Source organism: Psychrobacter sp. GP33, assembly GCF_014119005.1.
Lineage (GTDB): Bacteria > Pseudomonadota > Gammaproteobacteria > Pseudomonadales > Moraxellaceae > Psychrobacter.
Genome location: NZ_JACGYX010000009.1, coordinates 53,872 through 71,968, shown reverse-complemented (window position 1 = coordinate 71,968; position 18,097 = coordinate 53,872). Strand labels below are relative to the sequence as shown.

At 43.0% G+C, this 18,097-nt stretch carries 15 protein-coding genes; 3 read left to right on the top strand and 12 right to left on the bottom strand.

Features of this window, described 5'->3' with window-relative positions:
- Positions 1–192 precede the first annotated feature (192 nt).
- The 4 genes from fusA to H2245_RS11050 form a co-directional block, all read right to left on the bottom strand.
- Positions 193–2,319: an elongation factor G gene (fusA, locus tag H2245_RS11065; RefSeq protein ID WP_182407441.1), complete on the bottom strand. Its 2,127-nt coding sequence runs from the start codon at positions 2,317–2,319 to the stop codon at positions 193–195.
- 373 nt (positions 2,320–2,692) lie between these two features.
- Positions 2,693–3,166 carry a 30S ribosomal protein S7 gene (rpsG, locus tag H2245_RS11060; RefSeq protein WP_182407440.1) on the bottom strand — a complete coding sequence of 158 codons (474 nt, stop codon included), beginning with the start codon at positions 3,164–3,166 and terminating at the stop codon, positions 2,693–2,695.
- Positions 3,167–3,400: 234 nt separating this feature from the next.
- Positions 3,401–3,775, bottom strand: a complete 375-nt coding sequence (gene rpsL / locus H2245_RS11055) for a 30S ribosomal protein S12 (RefSeq protein ID WP_025646352.1) — start codon at positions 3,773–3,775, stop codon at positions 3,401–3,403.
- A 314-nt stretch (positions 3,776–4,089) separates the two neighbouring features.
- Positions 4,090–5,361, bottom strand: a complete 1,272-nt coding sequence (locus tag H2245_RS11050; protein ID WP_182407439.1) for an EcsC family protein — start codon at positions 5,359–5,361, stop codon at positions 4,090–4,092.
- 768 nt (positions 5,362–6,129) lie between these two features.
- On the opposite strand from H2245_RS11050, the gene H2245_RS11045 reads away from it, so the two are divergent.
- A complete protein-coding gene (locus H2245_RS11045; RefSeq protein ID WP_182407438.1) occupies positions 6,130–7,365 on the top strand; it encodes a beta-ketoacyl-ACP synthase II in 1,236 nt (411 codons plus the stop codon).
- Positions 7,366–7,368: 3 nt separating this feature from the next.
- Complete coding sequence (locus H2245_RS11040; RefSeq protein ID WP_182407437.1) at positions 7,369–9,036, top strand: anthranilate synthase component I family protein; 1,668 nt, start codon at positions 7,369–7,371, stop codon at positions 9,034–9,036.
- A gap of 38 nt (positions 9,037–9,074) precedes the next feature.
- On the opposite strand, the gene hisC is transcribed toward H2245_RS11040, so the two are convergent.
- The 8 genes from hisC to H2245_RS11000 form a co-directional block, all read right to left on the bottom strand.
- Positions 9,075–10,181 (bottom strand): histidinol-phosphate transaminase, encoded by a 1,107-nt coding sequence (hisC, locus tag H2245_RS11035; protein ID WP_182407436.1) that lies wholly within the window; start codon positions 10,179–10,181, stop codon positions 9,075–9,077.
- A 94-nt stretch (positions 10,182–10,275) separates the two neighbouring features.
- A complete protein-coding gene (hisD, locus tag H2245_RS11030) occupies positions 10,276–11,571 on the bottom strand; it encodes a histidinol dehydrogenase (protein WP_182407435.1) in 1,296 nt (431 codons plus the stop codon).
- A gap of 340 nt (positions 11,572–11,911) precedes the next feature.
- Positions 11,912–12,625, bottom strand: a complete 714-nt coding sequence (gene hisG / locus H2245_RS11025; RefSeq protein ID WP_182407434.1) for an ATP phosphoribosyltransferase — start codon at positions 12,623–12,625, stop codon at positions 11,912–11,914.
- A gap of 85 nt (positions 12,626–12,710) precedes the next feature.
- Complete coding sequence (murA, locus tag H2245_RS11020; protein ID WP_182407433.1) at positions 12,711–13,979, bottom strand: UDP-N-acetylglucosamine 1-carboxyvinyltransferase; 1,269 nt, start codon at positions 13,977–13,979, stop codon at positions 12,711–12,713.
- 141 nt (positions 13,980–14,120) lie between these two features.
- The gene (locus tag H2245_RS11015; protein WP_310734139.1) at positions 14,121–14,372 is read right to left on the bottom strand and encodes a BolA/IbaG family iron-sulfur metabolism protein; all 252 of its coding nucleotides are present in this window, start codon (positions 14,370–14,372) and stop codon (positions 14,121–14,123) included.
- A 159-nt stretch (positions 14,373–14,531) separates the two neighbouring features.
- A complete protein-coding gene (locus tag H2245_RS11010) occupies positions 14,532–15,530 on the bottom strand; it encodes an alpha/beta hydrolase (RefSeq protein ID WP_259365196.1) in 999 nt (332 codons plus the stop codon).
- Positions 15,531–15,580: 50 nt separating this feature from the next.
- The gene (locus H2245_RS11005) at positions 15,581–16,255 is read right to left on the bottom strand and encodes a BON domain-containing protein (RefSeq protein ID WP_182407432.1); all 675 of its coding nucleotides are present in this window, start codon (positions 16,253–16,255) and stop codon (positions 15,581–15,583) included.
- A 156-nt stretch (positions 16,256–16,411) separates the two neighbouring features.
- Entirely contained in the window at positions 16,412–16,834 is a 423-nt protein-coding gene (locus H2245_RS11000; protein WP_259365195.1) for a YraN family protein, read from the bottom strand.
- A 287-nt stretch (positions 16,835–17,121) separates the two neighbouring features.
- On the opposite strand from H2245_RS11000, the gene rsmI reads away from it, so the two are divergent.
- Entirely contained in the window at positions 17,122–18,096 is a 975-nt protein-coding gene (gene rsmI, locus H2245_RS10995) for a 16S rRNA (cytidine(1402)-2'-O)-methyltransferase (RefSeq protein WP_182407431.1), read from the top strand.
- Position 18,097: the final 1 nt, after the last annotated feature.

Here is an 18,097-nt window from a genome sequence, read left to right as displayed (position 1 = left end):
TGGAGACAGTACCTAATAATAAATAGGCTAATACTGTCTACATTTAGATAGTTGTGAAAAAATTGCACATGCAGTGTGCAGATATTATAAGAAAATAACTAACAATAACAAGTCTTTTAACAATTATTGCAGTATTTTTCAGATGACAATAGAAAGATGTACTCTATATTGTCATAATTAATCAGCTATTCTTTATTCGTCGCCATCTTTAGAGTTGAACTTAGCGATGATGTCAGCGGCAACTGATTTTGGAATTTCAGCGTACTTTTGGAATTCCATTGAATAGGTTGCACGACCCTGCGACATTGAACGCATTTGTGTGGCATAGCCAAACATTTCCGCTAATGGTACTTCGGCACGGATTTGCTTAGTACCACCAGGTAAGTCTTCCATACCTTGAACCAAACCACGACGACGGTTAAGATCGCCCATGATATCGCCCATGTAGTCTTCAGGTGTTTCAACTTCTACTTTCATTACTGGCTCAAGTAGCGTTGGGTTAGCAGCCATGAAGCCTTTACGGAAAGCAATAGAACCTGCCATTTTAAATGATAACTCATCCGAGTCAACATCATGGTAAGAGCCGTCATACAAGGTCGCTTTAACACCAACGATTGGATAACCAGCAAGTACGCCATTTTTCATGCGCTCTTGAATACCTTTATCAACGGCACCGTGGAATTCTTTTGGTACGGTACCACCAACAACTTCTTCTTTAAACTCGTACAGAACTTCGCCTGCTGGATCCATAGGCTCAAGACGTAACCAAACGTGACCAAATTTACCACGACCACCGGTTTGACGTACGAATTTGCCTTCTTGTTCAACAGTGTCACGAATCGTTTCACGATAAGCAACCTGCGGCGCACCAATGTTGGCTTCAACGTTGAATTCGCGCTTCATACGGTCAACAAGAATTTCTAAATGTAGCTCACCCATACCACTGATGATAGTCTGACCAGATTCTTCGTCAGTGTGTACACGGAACGATGGATCTTCTTTCGCCAAACGACCTAGAGCAATTGACATTCTTTCTTGGTCAGCTTTGGTCTTAGGTTCAACTGCTAGGCTGATAACTGGATCTGGGAACTCCATACGCTCAAGGGTGATAACGTTATTTTCATCACATAGCGTATCACCAGTGGTCACATCTTTCATGCCAACTAAAGCAGCGATGTCACCTGAACGAATTTCAGACAATTCTTCTTGAGCATTCGCCATCATCTGTACGATACGGCCAACACGCTCACGTTTCATTTTAACTGGATTATAAACGCTGCCGCCTTGCTTCATTACACCTGAATATACACGGACGAAGGTTAAGTTACCTACGAACTTGTCATTCATGATTTTGAATGCTAGAGCTGCAAAAGGTGCGTCATCTGATGCTTCACGGAAGCCTTCAGTTTCGTCTTTGTCGTCAAGAACACCTTTAATAGCAGGTACGTCCATTGGTGCTGGAAGGTACTGAATAACCGCATCCAACATTTTTTGAACGCCTTTGTTTTTAAAGGCTGTACCACAAAGTAATGGAATGATTTCGTTATTGATGGTCAATTGACGAATAGCACTATGAATCTGGTCTACAGTCAATTCACCGTTTTCTAAGTATTCTTCCATCAACTCTTCAGTTGCTTCAGCAGCGTTTTCTACAAGATATTCGCGATACTCTTCCGCTTGTTCTTGTAATTCAGCTGGGATTTCACGTTCTTCATATTCCATGCCTTGAGACGCTTCATCCCAATAAATGGCTTTCATAGTAACAAGATCAACAACGCCTTCAAAGTTGTCTTCTTTACCAATTGGAATTACTAAAGGTACTGGCTTACCACCTAGACGTGTCTTGATTTGTTCAACAACACGGAAAAAGTCGGCACCAACGCGGTCCATTTTGTTAATGAAAGCAAGACGTGGTACTTTATATTTGTTTGCCTGACGCCATACGGTTTCAGACTGTGGCTGTACGCCGCCTACTGCACAGTAAACCATGCATGCGCCATCAAGAACACGCATGGAACGTTCAACTTCAATCGTGAAGTCAACGTGACCTGGGGTGTCAATGATATTAATACGATGTTCAGGGAACTGCTTAGCCATACCTGACCAAAAACAAGTCGTCGCCGCTGAAGTGATAGTAATACCGCGCTCTTGTTCTTGCTCCATCCAGTCCATGGTAGCCGCACCATCATGCGTTTCACCAAGTTTGTGACTGACACCGGTATAGAACAAAACACGTTCAGTAGTGGTCGTCTTACCAGCATCAATGTGCGCTGAGATACCAATATTGCGATAGCGCTTTAGGGGAGTTGTACGAGCCATAGTGTTTTCCTAAGGGAAGTCATGTATGTATAAATGTATGGTGTGTCTCCACCTTAACCTTACATTCTTTATAAAAGCTTACGCTTTTGTGGTGGCCTTATTAATAAACCTAATACGGTTTAAAAAAAGTGGCTGTCAAGAATATAGTAGCAATAAATCGGGGACACTTTTTTTCAGAACAATTTTATGATAGATATCCGCCAGCGTCGCTATTTAAAATGTAGTACATAGTACATAAGTTTTATAACAGCTAGATAAGTGGTGGCGGTTATCAGTAGAAAAAAATAGTGGTATATATTAACGATTTGCGCTGATAAACCAGTACCGCAAATTATTGCGTCTGATTTATCAGCACATAAAGCGTTAAGCAAGCTTAGAAGCGGTAATGAGAGAATGCTTTATTTGCATCTGCCATACGGTGAACTTCGTCACGCTTCTTCATAGCATTGCCTTTACCTTCTGAGGCATCAGACAATTCGCCAGCAAGACGTAGAGCCATAGATTTTTCAGAACGCTTAGCAGCAGCTTCAGCCAACCAACGCATAGCCAATGCGGTACGACGGGAGGGGCGTACTTCCATTGGTACTTGGTAGGTTGCACCACCAACACGGCGAGCTTTTACTTCAACCATTGGGCGAACGTTTTCTAATACGTCTTCAAAGAAAGATACTGGATCTTCGATGTTACGCTTTTGAGCAACTGTTTCCAGTGCACCATAAACGATACGCTCAGCAGTAGATTTTTTACCATGGCTCATCACGTGATTGATGAATTTAGCGATGGTTTGGCTACCAAACTTAGGATCCGGTAAGATCTCACGGGTAGCAACAATGCGACGTCTTGGCATAATAATAATCCTTATCTTCAGGAGTGTCTGACATTCACAATCTCACACCAGCCAATACAGATATATAAATACCGTGATATTGTGGGCGTAGGAGCAAGTTGTCAGTCAGCCTTACTGCATGGTGGTATGTTATAGCGGCACACTTATGAATAAGAGTGTCAAAGCTTTAACATCGAACCCATGCACAGTTAATGGGGCGTACGAATCAATACTAAATTAATATTATTGCTAATATTATGCTTTAGGTTTCTTCGCACCATATTTAGAACGACCTTGCTTACGGTCTTTTACGCCTGCACAGTCAAGTGCGCCACGAACGGTGTGATAACGTACACCTGGTAGATCTTTTACACGACCACCACGGATTAGAACAACACTGTGCTCTTGTAGGTTATGACCTTCGCCGCCAATGTAGCTTGATACTTCATAGCCTGAAGTCAAACGTACACGACATACTTTACGCATGGCTGAGTTAGGTTTTTTAGGGGTAGTAGTATATACACGAGTACATACACCGCGACGTTGTGGGCACGCTTGCAACGCAGGAACTTTTGACTTTTCCTTGATGGTTTTGCGACCCTTACGAATCAATTGGTTAGTTGTTGCCATAAGGCATCCTTCTCCCGTTTGGTATAAAACAAAAAAATGGGTCAATCCACCAATGATCTGACGTTATCCGTCAGGTTTTGAGGAACCCATTTTTAGGACAATGTATTATAAAGATATGTTGCTGCTATTTCAACCACTTATAACGTTACCTACTTTACAAATATTCTCAAATGTGCTTTGATATAGTAAGTTGACGGCTATTAGATAGTGTTATTCGCTTATGTATCAAGGCCATATTGTACCTTGCAACAGACTTTAATAAATAAATGAGGATAAAGGGGCTGATAACAACACAGCCTCTTTATCGCCCTAGCCTATTTCTTAACTTCAGTTTTCTGTTCAGACTCTGACTTATCACTTGTTTTTTTAGAATCATTATCTTTAGTAGTATGATTATCTTTAGAGTCAGTAGCGCTAGCTTTTTTTTTGTTCTTAGCGTCAGTAATTTCAGCATCATCAGACTTTACCGCCTCATCAGCAGGTTTCTTATCAGCAGATACTTTATTGCCTTTCTTCGCTGATTGCTTTTCGGCAGTAGAATCCTTAGCGTTACTGGTATCGGTCTTATCTTTTTTGCTCTTCTCTGTATTGTTGTCTTCAGTTTTCTCTACAATTTTTTGTACCGCTACTTCGCTTCCCGTATCATCAGTAATGGCACGATTCGCCATTTTTGGCTGAGGGGCAAACGTTGCTTGAGCCACACCAATCACTTCATCAATTAGCTGACTGTTATAGCGCATACCAACGATAACCGCTGATACCGGTAATAATCGACGTATCCATGACAAGTTAATTTGGTCAAGATCAATCCCCACTTGACTGGCGATGTTATCAACTTGTTCTGCGTAATAATTTACATTATTGTTTTTAAGGCCTAAATTTTTAAGCTCATTATGCAGACCACGGCTTTGGGCGCTATCTAATAAGCCTTTACCAACGCCAATACCGGCAAGTAAAGCTTGCTTCTCCTGCATCTTACTCAAATCTGCATTAGCAAGTAGCTCATATGCCATCTTAACCCCGTCTTTACCGGCCAATGGCTGATCGTACACGGCAGCTAACTGATAAACGGTACGCAAAGATACCAATAATAACCATAGCGTATCAGCAAGCATACCTGGTAATCCAGCAAGCCCTGTGATACCGCCTAAGGTTGCTAGTGCTCGATTTTGATTGGAAATGTCAGTGGCAAGCGCATAACGCTGCTCGTCATCTAAGTTACTAATATCAGCAAAACGATGCTCAGCAGGTAAGTCTAACTGACTCCAACTACCTGCAAGCTGGGCGACTTTCACAAATGCGCCGTCTAGTACAGACTGAAACATACTGTTGGGTACGATTTTTTTAGCATATTTACCGTAAGTAGAAAACCGCGTACCCAGTAATTGCTGAGTCGCTTTAACAGTCTGTTCACGGAATAAGTCCTGCTGATAGTCGTCATCCCCTAAATCGACCGCTTGGTACTGACGTGGTTTGCTGGTCTTGGCATTGACTGAATCAATGAGCGAACCTACACGTTCTAAATTGTTGCGTGTGAGATGTCCAATGGTGCTAATACTTTGGGTTAAGAGGTTCCGTTTTGTCATTATTATTTCCTTAATGTAATAGATGTATGGCCATTAGTGAGTATTATGTTAGATAGAATAAACATCTTTGCTAAAACAGCCCTCAATTAAAATAAGATTATTGTTCAGCTAAAGCAGAGAAGATACGGAACAATACTAATTAATTCACAATATCAACTGTCTTATTTATAATTAATTTTAAAGAATGTGACTATCATGAGTTGAGCTATGTTTGACTTCAATCTACCAATTCCTAAAACAAGAGTTGGCTTACAAATAAATAGTGTGCATTTCTAGACCGTCATGAGTGTAGCCAACCATGCTTATAGATGTCAGTGGCGACAATGTTATAGGTCACACAAATTTTGTATCTAAAAGTATCTTTAATTATTTATAACGATAATTTCGGTGACAAAAAACTTGTTGAATGTAAGTGTCATATTCGAATTTTAGACCAGAATTGATTCTTTATCTTGACTCTATTTCAAAAATCCCTTCCTTTCTTATTACATGGTGTCATTATTGTATAAATAGTCACAAATTTAGAGTAATGGCAAAGATTTTATATGACTGATACGTTATCATATAGTGAATTAAGATAGATTTGAGAATATGCTCGAATATTTTTAGACGAGTATTTGAATTCCTGTGCGTAGCATGCTGTTCTCAATAGGAATTCTAAAAAGCCATTTATACGTTGGTTTGCAACTAGCAGCCATCATTGTGACTAGTTAGTAGTCAGTCACTATTAATTAGCCATTATTGAACAGTCATTATAAGGAATCACATATGCGTCGAGTCGTCATCACTGGAGCAGGAATAGTCTCTTGTATCGGAAATGATTTAGCCACGGTTACCACTGCGCTTAAAGAAGGGCAATCTGGAATTACCTTTAACGAGTCTTACGCTGAGCATGGTTTTAAATCGCAAGTTAGCGGTAGCATCGATAACGCTGCGCTCAATACTTCTGGTATTGATCGTAAACTTAAACGGTTTTTTAGTGATGCCAGCCTGTATGCGTATGTTAGCGCTTTAGCAGCAATCGAGCAGGCAGGATTGTCGCTTGATGTGATTAACCATAATCCGCGCGTTGGTGTAGTAGCCGGTTCAGGTGGCGCATCAACAGAAGGCGTGGTCGCAGGAGTAGATGCGATGCGCGAAAAAGGTCTACGCGGTGTGGGCGCAATGGCAGTACCAAAAACCATGAGCAGCTCGGTGTCAGCAGCACTAGCAACCGGTTTTAAAATTCATGGCGTCTCCTACTCCATTTCTTCAGCTTGCGCTACGTCAACCCACTGTATTGGTCATGCCGCTGAATTAATCCAGTTGGGCAAAGCAGATGTGATATTAGCCGGTGGTAGTGAAGCTGAACATTGGACACAGTCTTGTATGTTCGATGCCATGGGCGCGATGAGCACTCAATATAATGACACGCCTAAGCAGTCATCACGTGCTTATGATAAAGATCGGGACGGCTTTGTGATTGCAGGTGGCGGTGCAATGGTGGTTCTTGAAAGCTTAGAACATGCCCAAGCGCGCGGTGCTACTATCCTGGCAGAGCTTGTCGGCTATGGTGCCAGCTCTGATGGTGCAGAAATGGTTGCCCCAAGCGGTGAAGGCGCGGTTCGTTGTATGCAACAAGCCTTAGATCAAGCTGGTTTAACTACGGTTGATTACATTAATAGTCACGGCACGAGCACGCCATTGGGTGATATCACTGAACTAAAAGCTATTGCAAAATTGTTTGGCGACGATGTCAGTAAAGTACCTGCGATTAGCTCAACCAAGTCTATGACTGGTCATAGCTTAGGCGCAGTTGGCGCGCAAGAGCTGATTTATTGCTTACTGATGTTACAAGAAGGCTTTATTGCGCCAAGTATTAATATTGAGCAATTAGATGCCGCTGCCGAAGGTTTTGATATTGTCACTAAAAAGCGCGATGTAAATCTTGATACCTTGATGAGCAATAGCTTTGGCTTTGGCGGTACTAATGCCACATTAATTATTAAAAAGTTTGTTGCCTAACGAATGACAGACTTTACTCAAAAAAATCCTTCTCTATCCACGCCATCTGCCATCCGTAGATGGCGTTTTGGTCAACTGTCGGCAGCAGAATTATTACCTCACTTGCAACGACATTTATTAACCAATAATCAACAGGCAAACTGGCAGCTGGCATGGCTAAATAATAATGGGCGTGCAGTTATTGGCTTATTACCAAAAATCAGCTGGGCAGCTTATCCGAGTACAACTGAATCTGCTGGCTTTAATGATAATCCGTATTATCAAGTGATAAAAACGTGCCGCGATACGCAAACATCCAACAGCCATGACATGAGTTATGCTGATTGGCAAGCGGAGCTTATTGCTTATAGTGAGCATCATCACTCTTTAGATAATAATCATATAGATCAAGACCAGCACAATAAACCAAACTATCAGCATGGTTTGATCGGCTTTATTGGTTATGATATTGCCAGTAAAGCGCTCAGCCCACATGCTGACATTGACTGTGCTGCTCAACCTACTGCTATACTTGGACATTATGATATTTATCTTACAGCAATGAGCAATGAGCAATGCTGGGAATTGCATGTTGTATCTGATACAGATACCAGCATTGAGCTGAACAGTCTTCAAAGTTTAGCTATTACAGCTGTAGTTGAATGTTTAAATACGTTAGACAATGAGTTATCAGTTACGAATAACTTTCAAGAATTTGGAAATTCTTTGGCACCTCTTGTATTAACACCCAAATGGCAAAAAAGCGATTACCAACGTGCATTTGCTAAAACGCAGCGCTACTTGGTGCAAGGTGACTGTTACCAGATTAATTTAACCCAAGTATGGCAAGGTAGCTTGAACAGCTTTAAACATAACGGTAATGCAGTAACTAATTTGATTGATTATTTACCTGCCCTACATCGCAATACTCAAGCGCCATTTGCAGGCTATATTGGTTTGACGCAGGCAGAACATGCGAACGTAAACCAATATTCAAATTCTCATATAAATCCTACTCATGCAAACACTGTAAATTTTGAATTATTAAGCTGCTCACCTGAACTGTTTTTCACCTTTATCAAAGACAATCAAACTGGCACACATCATATCCGCACGAAGCCTATCAAAGGCACTAGACCACGCAGTACCGATTCGAAACAAGATTTATTTCTCAAGCAACAACTGATAGACAGTGCTAAAGACCGTGCTGAAAATGTCATGATTGTCGATTTATTGCGCAATGATTTGGGCAAATATGCCAAAACTGGCAGCGTTAAAGTACCGCAATTATTTGCGATTGAAAGCTTTAGCAACGTCCATCATATGGTCAGTACTATCACCGCTGAGCTCAAACCAAATACCCATCCATTAGCGGTATTATTTGGCAGTCTGCCAGCAGGTTCTATAACCGGTACACCAAAAAAACGAGCGGTTGAGATTATCTCGGAATTAGAAAGCACACCGAGAGGCGCATATTGCGGCACCATGGGCTATATGAATTTTGATGGTAGCGGTCAATGGAATGTGTTAATCCGTACTTTACAAGCCAATAGATTAAAAAGTGGTGAAACACAAGTCAGCTTATGGGCAGGCGGCGGTATCACTATTGCATCAGACTGCAATGAGGAATATCAGGAATGTCTTGATAAGGTCGGTAATTTGCTGAATGTCCTTGCGCAGTCAAATGACTAACGGCGCAAGGATAAGTTAGAAAATTTTCATCTATTAACTTAAAGCGCTTTTAAAGCATCTGTCAATCTTTTGTTTTGGTCGCTTGTACCCACAGTAATGCGTAAATATTCTTGGATACGCGGCTGCTTAAAGTGGCGAACGATAATCCCTTGTTCACGTAGAGTACTGGCAACAGTGCTAGCATTGCCATCCTTTGGACGCGCAAAGATGAAATTCGTATGCGATGGTAGCACTTGATAGCCAAGCGCAGTTAATTCACTCGTTAATACCTGACGCAAATCTATCACTTGCTGGCAAATATGCTCAAAATACGGCCGGTCTAATACACTTGCCGTTGCCCCCACTTGAGCCAACTTATCCAACGGATAGCTGTTAAAGCTATTTTTCATCCGCGTTAATGCTTCAATTAACGAGGCATTAGCAAACGCCATGCCAACGCGCAGCCCCGCTAGTGAGCGCGATTTTGAAAAGGTTTGGGTGACTAATATATTATCAAATTCATTAATTAAACTGACCGCCGAAACTTCTTTGTCTATGCTCGCCTCATCGGCACGGGCAAAATCTATATACGCTTCATCAATCACGACGACCGCATCAGGATGCGCCTGTGCTAACTGACGAATATCAGTAAGCGACAATAGCAATCCTGTGGGTGCATTTGGGTTGGCAATAATAATTCCGCCACATTGCTGCTGATAGTCAGCAGGGTCAATACTAAAATCTTCTTTAAGCGCTACTGGAAGCAAGTTCACGCCAAACGTCTGCGCATATACTGGATAAAAGCTATAGCTGATATCCGGTGCCAATAGCGGTAGCGGCTTCATGAAGAAACTGGCGAATACCAACGCCAATACTTCATCTGAGCCATTACCAACAAACACCTGATTGCACTCTAACTGATGCAAATCTGCCAACGCTTGCCGTAAATCATCAGACTCAGGCGCAGGATAAAGGCGCAACTCATCCGCTTGATGGGCTAACGCCGCATGAATCGCCTCGCTTACTTTTGGCGACGGTGGGAATGGATTTTCATTGGTGTTCAACTTACATAAATTATCGTGCTGCGGCTGCTCACCCGGCACATACGGTGACAGGTTACAGGCTTTGGCTGACCACAATCGGGTATCAATACTCTGCTCGCTCATACCTTATCCTACTTATATTATTTTGCTCAGCTTAATTGACTAAGTCATATGAATGATTAACGACATAAGAAAAATTTGAAACACTTAACCGTTATCATTGATAACGATAGCGTGCTGAGCGCGCGTGCGCATCTAAGTCTTCATTTTGCGCTAAGATATCTGCGGTTCTTGCTAATGGCTGACAGCCACTTTTGCTGCAATAAATAAGCGAGGTTTTCTTTTGAAAGTCATACACGCCAAGTGGCGATGAGAATCGTGCGGTACCTGATGTTGGCAAAACGTGATTGGGTCCAGCACAATAATCGCCAATGGCTTCAGGCGTATGACGTCCCATAAAAATAGCTCCAGCGTGGCGAATGTCGGCAAGCAGCGCATCAGGGTCATCAACTGACAATTCTAAATGTTCAGGGGCAACGCGATTGATCACACTCATACCCTCAGCGCGGTCTTTCACCAAAATTAATGCGCCACGATTTTGCAATGAATCACGGGCAATATCTGCTTTTGGTAATTCGGCTAAGGCTTTTTCAATCTCTACTGCGACTTCTGCTAATTGCTCACTACTGGTTGTCACAAAAATAGCTTGCGCAATCCGGTCGTGCTCAGCTTGGGACAATAAATCCATTGCCAGCCAATCAGCACGATCCTCGAACTGCCCTTCCGCATAAACCAGCACCTCAGACGGTCCGGCAATCATATCAATGCCCACTTGTCCGAACACAGCGCGTTTAGCGGCAGCAACATATTTATTGCCGGGACCCGTGATTTTATCCACTTGCGGAATACTATCTGTACCATACGCCAATGCCGCTACTGCTTGTGCGCCGCCAATCGTAAAGACGCGATCCACTTTTGCCAAATGCGCCGCTGCCAAGACCAAAGGGTTAAGCACGCCTTTTGGTGCAGGCACGACCATAATAACCTCAGACACGCCAGCCACTTTAGCAGGAATCGCATTCATTAGTACCGATGATGGATAAGATGCTAACCCACCCGGTACATAAATACCCACTCGGTCAAGCGGCGTAACCTTTTGACCCAAGCGATTACCAAGCTCATCTTCATATTGCCAGGTTTCTTGTACTTGGCGCTCATGGAAGGTCTGCACACGCGTGGCAGCAGTGGTTAATGCTTCTCTTACTTCATCATCAAGATTAGCAAAGGCATCAGCAAGTGCTTCTTGGGTCAGCTCTAACTCGTCCATCGAAGTGGCTGGATGCTGATCAAATTGCTGTGTCAATGCCAGTACCACGCTGTCTCCGCCGTGGCGCACTTGTGCGATGATATCATCGACCGTGGTTAATAATTGGGCATCATTAACCGTTTCAAAGGCTAATAAATCGCTTAATTGCTGTTCAAAATCGGCATCTTGACTACTTAACTGGCGCATGACTTCATCCTATGAGTGAGCGAGAGATACGGCTCCAAAAACAAATGATTGATAAGTAATGAATAGACCACTACTTCAATAAAGCGTCCTGCTTTATCTAAATAAATAACGATGATAGTGATGCTAATGGTTCATGATAAAAATAGTTAATAATGATATCGCAAAAAAACCAGGCTAACTTCTAAAAAAGAACTAGCATATAAATAAAAATAATAGGCATAAATGAATAAGCAGACGTAATAAAACCAGTTTAGCATGCCCTATTTCTATTGCCGCTCTAAACTGGTTTTATATTATATAACATACTTTTTATATCACGGATAGCACTATCAGTTAGCTATTAAGCAGTAGCAGCAATGCTGTTCTTAAAACTGTCTAAAATAGGCTCAAGCAACGCAAACTTACGCTTATAACTGACCTGATTGACAATCAAACGCGACGACACATCACAGATATGCTCAAGCGGCTCTAGACCATTGGCAATCAGCGTATTACCGGTATCAACCACGTCGACAATGAGGTCGCCTAAGCCAACTAAAGGCGCAAGCTCCATCGAACCATAAAGCTTAATAACATCAACTTGCTGACCTTGACTGGCAAAATAAGCACGCGCCACATTGACGTATTTGGTGGCAATGCGCAGACGGCGATTGGGTAAAGGTGCGCCCTTAACGCCAGCGGTCATTAGCTTACAGCGAGCAATTTGCAAATCTAATAATTCATAAACGTGATTAGCACCATGCTCAAGCAATACATCTTTGCCAGCTACTCCAAAGTCAGCGGCACCGTGCTCGACATAGGTAGGTACATCGCTGGCACGCAAAATCAATACCCGTACATTAGGGTTTGACGTTGGAAAGATAAGCTTACGCGACGCTTCCGGATCCTCTAACAACTCAATCCCTGCGGCACGTAATAATGGCATGGTCTCTTCTAAAATCCGCCCTTTTGACAAGGCTAACGTTAAGCCAGTAAACGCATCATTTACTTCATTTAATAATGTATTGGCTGGCAAGGATTCGAGCTGCGCAGTCTTCTTATTGTCTTCAGTCATAGGGGCATCTTGTCCGGTTGCGATTCTGTGATGTCTGTTGCTATTTACTAGTGCTGATATGGTTTTTAATGGACGGCTTTAATAACTAGTCATTGGTATTAATGCGTTTAATATTTACACCAAGTGCGCGCAGTTTGTCTTCAACATGTTCATAACCACGGTCAATATGGTAGATGCGATCAATTAAGCTCTCGCCTTCTGCTGCTGCCGCTGCCATCACCAATGACATTGAAGCACGCAAATCTGTTGCCATTACAGGAGCCGCAGTAAAGCACTCAATGCCTTTTACCACAGCAGTATGTCCATCAACTTGGATAGAGGCACCCAAGCGATTCAGCTCTGGCACGTGCATATAGCGATTTTCAAAAATATTTTCAATAATAGTGCTGGTACCATCGGCAAGACAACAAACCGCCATTAGCTGCGCTTGCATATCCGTAGGAAAACCAGGATGCGGCTGAGTACGAATATCAACAGGCAGCGGACGACCATTCATTTGCGCGCGAATCCAATCGTCACCTGTGGTGATGATAGCGCCCATCGCTTCGAACTTCTCAAGCACAGGAGACAATAGTAAAGCGTTGGTGTTCTTGGTTAATACATCACCGCGTGTCATCAATGCGCCCGCTAAATATGAGCCAGTTTCGATACGGTCAGGTACGACAGAATACTCACAGCCATGCAAACGCTCAACGCCTTCAATGGTCATGGTAGCCGTACCGATACCGCTGATTTTTGCACCCATAGCGACCAACATATTTGCCAAGTCAACCACTTCTGGCTCAAGCGCACAGTTGCCTAATACGGTCGTACCTTTAGCAAGAGTCGCTGCCATAATGACGTTTTCAGTACCGCCAACAGTAATCATGTCAAAAGAGAAATGACAGCCAAGCAGTTTGCCACCTTTTGGCGCTTGGGCTTTAACATAACCATTTTCAACAACAATGGTTGCGCCCATCGCTTCAAATGCTTTTAAATGTTGATCGACAGGACGTGAGCCAATTGCACAACCGCCCGGTAATGACACTTCTGCCTCACCAAAACGCGCCAGCAATGGACCCAATACCAAAATTGAGGCACGCATGGTTTTGACCAAATCATACGGCGCATAAAAATTGTCGATGTTTTTGGTATCGCAGGTTACCGTATCATCTTGCTTTTGAATTGCTATGCCCATGCCACCGATCAATTCAATCAAGGTGCGCACATCTTGCAGTGACGGTACATTATGCAAAGTCATCGGCGTCTCTGCCAATATCATCGCCGCCAATAACGGCAACGCGGCATTTTTAGCGCCTGAAATATTAACTTCCCCTGCAATACGACTGCTACCAGTGATTAAAAATTGATCCATAAAAGTGACAACCTGACAATAAGTGTGAAAAATAATAAGTATAAAAAATGAAAGTGGAACTGGCTAAACGTAATTCTTAAATAACTATTAAGTAACCGCATAAAACAGTTTAGCCTTAAAAGCCTTTAAATTAAGACTTACTTAGCCTTTTGATTGAACATCCCATTCAGCTGGGGTTAATGCTTGAATATTAAGCGCATGAATATCACCGCTGGCAATTTTATCATTAACAAGCGCATAAATAGCCTGTTGGCGTTGAACAGAACGCTTGCCCTCAAAGCTTGCATCAACCACGCGCACATCAAATTTATTGCCTTGATTGGCAGCTTGAATGAAAGCCTCTGGAAAATGTGGCTGTAAAAATGCAATCAAATCGTCAGCGTTCATGCTCATAGGAATACCTGTTTTATTAGTAAAAAGTGGTCTTTACCATAGAATGGGGGTGAATAGGACGCCATTATAACAAGAGTTAGCAACTCTAGCAGTACTGTCATACGGTTATTTACTACCCTATTTAGCACGGGATTTACTACTCGAGCTTATTAACTGCACTTATTGTAGTTCTGTTGCCAAATACTGTAGCACTTGCGCTCGCACATCATTGACCCAGCGCAGTGGAGACGCCATCGCACCAATGCTGGTAGTATGACTGGCACCCTTAATCACGCCATTGCCTACTGTCGCGCCATGCGCTCTTAACGCTTGGGTCATATTAATCGTATTTTGCGCCGCAACGACCTGATCTTTTTCAGCAGTTAGTAATAAATAAGGCGGCTGTGTGCCTTTAATCTGCCTATCTGGCATCACCTCATCTGGAGTGGCAGTTGCAGGAAATGCGCTTGCACTGCTAAAGTTACGAAAGTCATAACTATAAGGACCGGCAATACCGACCACCGCGCGAATATCATTCGGTTTTAATCCATAGGGCACTAGAAAATCTTCATTGGCAACTGCAGCAACGACATTAAAAGCGCCTGCCGAGTGACCGACAACTGCCAAACGCTGCGGATTGGCATAAAAACTTTCCGCATTATGATAACTCCACGCAATCGCACGCGCCGTGTCCTTAACATAATCAGGATAAAGGTGCTCGGGCGCTTTGCGGTAATTAATCACAGCAGTGACATAACCTGCTTGTGCAAAACTTTTACCCACGAACGCGTAATCTTCTTTAGTACCGCTTTCCCACGAACCGCCATGCACAAACACTACCATGGGGTAGCTGGCAGCAATAGTCTGTTGACGCTGCATGGCTTGCGCTAACGGCTTAGGGTAATAGATATCCAAATCTTGCAGCGGCGCTTCACCATATAGGATATCTTTACTGACGCCAACACCGCCGGTCACGGTCACACTATTTAATACGCTCAAGACAGAAGATGCTTGTGCTTGCTGGGTTGCCATTAAAACAGCACCTACCACTAATACACCAGTCATACTATAACGGATAAGTACACGCGATTTTGCAGTACTATTATCGTCGTTGCTACTATCGAAACTTTTACCCAAAGGAGCCGCGCTACTATGCTGCCTGATATAGTGACTGGTCATATTAAATATCCTTATTACCTATGCGTTTAGCCATTTCCGTTATGATGCCACTATGACGCAGGTGCGCCGGTTTCAGACATGATATCTTCTTCAGTGATGGGCGTGCCCTGTTCGTTCATTAAAGTGGTCAACAGTACCAATTCGGTAATACCAACCGTATTATTTGCCATATCAATGAGTAAACTTTGCTGTGAAGGTGTCATTCGCCCCATTACATAGACGACTCCATCATTAGTAATAATTTTAATCTGTGACGATTTGATACCATTATTAGCGGTGACTCTTGCCAGCAGTTTTGAGGTGATATAGCCGTCATGAACCGTTGCACTATAGCCTTTCGAGACACTAACTTTCATCTCATTATAAACGCGGCTTACGTCAGGCATTGAGCCGACCACCTTTTCAATTTGCGTTTTGATGTCTTCAGACGGTACTTCACCCAGTAAAAGCACTTCACTATAAAAGCTATTAATACTGATGCGACTGTTTTGTTGCAAATCTTCTTGCAGACCGTAAATATTAACTTTTGCAGTATGCTCAATACTCCGGTCAAGCAGGCGCTGTGGAATGGTACGCTCGGTGGCAGGCACACCATAGGTGCCCTCAGTACTATTGGTCAAATAGTTGGTGGCACAACCGGTACTCATGAGGCAAGCGGTGATAATGGCACCTATCATAGCGCGGCGCGGGGTGAAAAAAGAAGGGAATGAATGCATCCTTGTCATTATTTACCTCATAAGACAGTGTTAAATAGGTCGGGGCAATGATTGCGGTTACTTTACTCAAATTTTATGTTGTGCGGTTAGGTATTTGGTAACGGCATATTGTTGAAGTGATGCAGCTTCTCGTTAAAATGACTACAAACATGTTGTTTTTAGCATTTACCATGCAGAAGTAATAAACGCGCCTTGCAACCATTCGGGTTGATACTCTACTTTTGCGTTATCTGGCCGTTTAGTATTATAGGCTATTACGTCAAATCGACAGTCATAATTTGCGTAGTGCGGGTGCTGCTGTAAAAAGTATTGCGCTGTTTTAATGATTTTGCGTTGTTTGGCAGGCGTGACCGTTAAAGCAGCATCGCCAAACCCTGAGCGCACGCGCTGGCGTACTTCGATAAACACCAGCGTCGACCACGCTTGCCCAACCTCTAGCATGACTAAATCGAGCTCGCCAATGTTTGGCTGCTGCCAATTACGAGAGATAAGCGTCAGCCCGTGTTGCTGCAGAAACTGACAGGCATACTGTTCAAATTGACTGCCTTGTTGCTGTTTTGGCGCATTTAACACCATCATTGCTGCCATTGGATACTGACTCTTGTGCTAATGTGGTTAAGGTTTGTTGATTAAATTATATGGACAATGAGTTATGACAACGGTTTATGTATATTAGCACTGTAACTGATTGTACCTACAGGGGTGTTAAGGGTTTGTTATGGCAGTTCCGTCTGTGTTTATTGTCAATAAAAATGATGCCTGATGCAACTGGCATTTCAGATTTATCATAGCACAACATGCTAAACTAATACCCTTTGCGCGTTTATTGGCTTCGCAACCAGCGCTCTTATAACTATTATTCCTAAGAGGTTTTAATGTCTACCCCCACTACGATGCCAGCTTGTCTATATATCGTTGCCACACCTATTGGTAATATGCAAGATATGACGCCGCGCGCGATTGATACGCTAAAACAGGTGGCTATTATCGCTTGTGAAGACACACGCACCTCGGGCAAATTACTGTCTTATTTTGGCATTGATACCAAAGCCGCTAAAGATAATAATACTGATAATTCTTCTAGTAATAATAACAACATTGCCAATAAAAATACTGATGGCGGTACGACTGAAGGTACGGATAATAAAAAAGGTCACAATAAGCTGTGGGCATATCATGAGCACAATAGCGCCATTCAAACCCCAAAAATTATTGAGATGATTCAGCAAGGGCATTCGGTTGCATTGATTAGCGATGCTGGAACACCATTAGTGAGTGATCCAGGGTATCAATTGGTACAAGCTGCGCATGCCGCTGGCGTCACCGTATCACCGATTGCTGGTGTCTCTGCTGCGATTGCCGCGTTATCGGTTGCTGGCTTACCCTCTGACCGATTTAGCTTTATCGGCTTTTTACCGGCAAAAAGCCATGGTCGCCAAAAGCAACTGACGGCATTGCAGGCACGCACAGAAACGCTGATATTTTATGAAGCACCGCATCGCATTATTGCCAGTTTAGAAGATATGGCAGCGATATTTGGCGCGGAGCGCAGCGTGACGTTTTGCCGTGAGTTGACCAAGACCTTTGAGACGGTACAGAAATTAACCCTTGGTGAATTGATTGAATTTGTGAAAGCCGATGACAATCAGCAGCGTGGTGAGATGGTAGTGGTAGTTGCTGGCAATCATACCGCACAAGATGATGACGATATCAGCGTACACGATGCATTATTACAGCGTTTATTGTTGGATTTATCCGTCAAAAAAGCAGCCGCTTTAGCCGCTGATATGACTGGTGTGAAAAAAAATGCGTTATATCAGCGCTTACTTGAGCTACAAGCAACTCATTAAT

Excerpts from the sequence above, each read along its gene's own strand:
- hisC (WP_182407436.1), bottom strand. The coding sequence starts at position 10,181 with ATGAGCGAGCAGAGTATTGATACCCGATTGTGGTCAGCCAAAGCCTGT.
- murA (WP_182407433.1), bottom strand. The coding sequence starts at position 13,979 with ATGGATCAATTTTTAATCACTGGTAGCAGTCGTATTGCAGGGGAAGTT.
- rsmI (WP_182407431.1), top strand. The coding sequence starts at position 17,122 with ATGTCTACCCCCACTACGATGCCAGCTTGTCTATATATCGTTGCCACA.
- hisG (WP_182407434.1), bottom strand. The coding sequence starts at position 12,625 with ATGACTGAAGACAATAAGAAGACTGCGCAGCTCGAATCCTTGCCAGCC.
- rpsG (WP_182407440.1), bottom strand. The coding sequence starts at position 3,166 with ATGCCAAGACGTCGCATTGTTGCTACCCGTGAGATCTTACCGGATCCT.
- H2245_RS11040 (WP_182407437.1), top strand. The coding sequence starts at position 7,369 with ATGACAGACTTTACTCAAAAAAATCCTTCTCTATCCACGCCATCTGCC.
- rpsL (WP_025646352.1), bottom strand. The coding sequence starts at position 3,775 with ATGGCAACAACTAACCAATTGATTCGTAAGGGTCGCAAAACCATCAAG.
- H2245_RS11005 (WP_182407432.1), bottom strand. The coding sequence starts at position 16,255 with ATGACAAGGATGCATTCATTCCCTTCTTTTTTCACCCCGCGCCGCGCT.
- H2245_RS11010 (WP_259365196.1), bottom strand. The coding sequence starts at position 15,530 with ATGACCAGTCACTATATCAGGCAGCATAGTAGCGCGGCTCCTTTGGGT.
- fusA (WP_182407441.1), bottom strand. The coding sequence starts at position 2,319 with ATGGCTCGTACAACTCCCCTAAAGCGCTATCGCAATATTGGTATCTCA.
- hisD (WP_182407435.1), bottom strand. The coding sequence starts at position 11,571 with ATGCGCCAGTTAAGTAGTCAAGATGCCGATTTTGAACAGCAATTAAGC.
- H2245_RS11000 (WP_259365195.1), bottom strand. The coding sequence starts at position 16,834 with ATGGCAGCAATGATGGTGTTAAATGCGCCAAAACAGCAACAAGGCAGT.
- H2245_RS11045 (WP_182407438.1), top strand. The coding sequence starts at position 6,130 with ATGCGTCGAGTCGTCATCACTGGAGCAGGAATAGTCTCTTGTATCGGA.
- H2245_RS11050 (WP_182407439.1), bottom strand. The coding sequence starts at position 5,361 with ATGACAAAACGGAACCTCTTAACCCAAAGTATTAGCACCATTGGACAT.
- H2245_RS11015 (WP_310734139.1), bottom strand. The coding sequence starts at position 14,372 with ATGAGCATGAACGCTGACGATTTGATTGCATTTTTACAGCCACATTTT.